Source organism: Microcoleus sp. B3-D2, from assembly GCF_036705345.1.
In the GTDB taxonomy this organism is placed as follows: Bacteria; Cyanobacteriota; Cyanobacteriia; order Cyanobacteriales; family Microcoleaceae; genus Microcoleus.
This window is the reverse complement of sequence record NZ_JAUBUG010000050.1, coordinates 1-2603: the sequence shown is the minus strand read 5'-3', so window position 1 is coordinate 2603 and position 2603 is coordinate 1. Positions and strand designations below refer to the sequence as shown.

At 48.0% G+C, this 2603-nt stretch carries 1 protein-coding gene; it reads left to right on the top strand.

Features of this window, described 5'->3' with window-relative positions; genetic code table 11:
• The coding region (locus tag QUB14_RS18980) for a CHAT domain-containing protein (protein WP_333297276.1) at positions 1–2327 on the top strand (2327 nt) is incomplete at its 5' end.
• Between the last annotated feature and the right edge of the window lie 276 nt (positions 2328–2603).

Genomic DNA, 2603 nt, shown 5'->3' with positions numbered 1-2603 from the left:
ATGCTTACAATTACAGAATTAAGGGAGACAGGGGAGAGAATATAGAAAGGGCGATCGCCTTTTATGAAGCAGCTTTACAAGTTCGCACCCGCGATGCTTTTCCCCAAGATTGGGCGATGACTCAAAATAATTTGGCAAATGCTTACAATTACAGAATTAAGGGAGACAGGGGAGAGAATATAGAAAGGGCGATCGCCTTTTATGAAGCAGCTTTAAAAGTTCGCACCCGCGATGCTTTTCCCCAATATTGGGCGATGACTCAACATAATTTGGCAAATGCTTACTTATACAGAATCAAAGGAGAACGGGGTGAGAATATCGAAAAGGCGATCCAACTTTTTAAAGTAGCTTTACAAGTTTGCACTCCCACCGCTTTGCCAATTGACTGTCTGCAAACAGGCAGAAGTTTAGGCAATTTAGGATTTGCAGAAAATTTGTGGGAAACAGCCATCTTCGGCTACGAAAAAGCCATCCAAGCAGTCGAACAAAGCCGCGAGTGGATCACATCCGACAACCGCAAACGAGAAATCATCGAAGAAAATCTCGATGTCTACGAAAAAATGATGCAATCCTGCATCAATCACCAACAATATGACAAAGCCCTGCAAACAATCGAACGCAGCAAATCCCGCTACCTAGTCGAACTCTTCACCAACAGCGAAATCTACCCCAAAACAGCCACCGAAACCGAGAAACAGCAACTCCAAAACCTGCGCCGCCAAATCGCCGCCTCCCAACAACTCCTAGAAACAGAAACCCCATCTCCTCCCCCTCTTTCTCCCCCCGTTGTAGGGGCGGTGCCCCCGTGCCCGCCCTCTCCCTCACAACGCACAACCCAAACCCGCAGTCTCAGCCCCGAATCTTTCCAACAACAAAAAGCCAAATTAGAAACAACATTACAGCAACTCACACAACTGCTGGAACAGATAAAACAGCGAGAACCAGAATTCACCCTAACTCAAAAAGTCGAGCCCATCAACATCACCAAATTCCAACAAACCTTAGACACGGAAACAGCAATCATAGAATGGTACATCGGCAATTCTAACTCCCTAGAGGGCGGGCACGGGGGCACCGCCCCTACGGGTGGTGTCGCCTTCATCATCACCCGCGACAGCATAAAACCAGTCACATATACCACAACCGAAATAGCCGAATTAGAAACCTGGAAAAACAACTATCTCGACGAATACCGCAACAAAAACACCAACCAAACCTGGCAAAAAACCCTATCCCAAAAACTCGAAACACTCTCAGAAATCCTGCGACTAAACGAGATAATCGCCCACATCCCCCCCAACTGCAAACAACTAATCCTAGTACCCCACCGCTACCTGCACCTATTCCCCCTTCACGCCCTACAATTCACCTCAGAGGGCGGGCACGGGGGCACCGCCCCTACGAGGTACTTGTTAGACTGCTTCCCCGCAGGCGTGAAATACGCCCCCAGCTTGCAACTGCTGCAACTCGTAAAAAATCGCATCACCACCAGAAACTCCCCCCCACCAAATCAGCAACAACTATTCGCCCTCCAGAATCCCACCGAAGACTTATTCAACGCCGACATGGAAGTAGAAACCATCAAAACCCGATTCAATCCGCATCAAATTTTACTCAAAAAACAAGCCACAAAAACCGCCCTCAACGACAACCGAGAAAACCTCTCAAACACCAGCTACCTGCACTTTTCCTGTCACGGCGTATTCAACTTTGACTATCCGCTGCTGTCATCCCTAGTCTTAGCCGATTCCCTGGAACCATTACCCCCCAAATCCGTAGGGGCGGTGCCCCCGTGCCCGCCCGAACCCCCGCCCCCAGAGTCAAATCAGCCCGCTGAAAAACAGCGCTATGTCACCCTACGCAGCGGCAGAAAAGCCATCCCAGAAAAATGCCTCACCCTGCGAGAAATCTTTGCCGATTTGCAGTTACCGCAGTGCAGTCTCGTCACACTTTCCGCCTGCGAAACCGGGTTAACCACCTCAACCGCAATGACGGATGAATACATTGGTTTACCCAGCGGCTTCTTGTATGCGGGTAGCATGAATGTTGTCAGCACTCTGTGGGCTGTCGATGATTTTGCCACGGCAATTTTGATGATTAAATTTTATCAGGAATTGCCGGAGGCAGATTCAGTAGCCCTCGCTTTGAATGCGGCGCAAAACTGGATGCGCGGTGTTAGTAACGAGGATGTTAGAGTTTGGGTAAAATTGTTAAATTTAGATGAAAAATGGCAACAAGGTACGGAATTGTGGTTAACAAACTCGAATGAAGAACAGCCTTTCAGCGATCCGAAATATTGGGCGGCATTCTGTGCGACGGGATATTAAGTTAGGTGTGCCATCATGATTTTGTAGGGGCGGGTTTTACAAACAATATATAACGATGACCAACAATATAGATAAACCCGCCCCCACCCCACCAATAACCCACATCAACCTGAAATTTGCATCGAATGCTAAAATGTAGATGATGATTTTTCGTTTGGTGGGGGCGGGTTTTTAAGATTGTTTGTTTCAGGCAATTATGGTTGGTGAAACCCGCCCCTTGTATCTTAAAAGAGTGAGCTAGCCGATCGCCACGTCATTGATTCGATCATACCGACA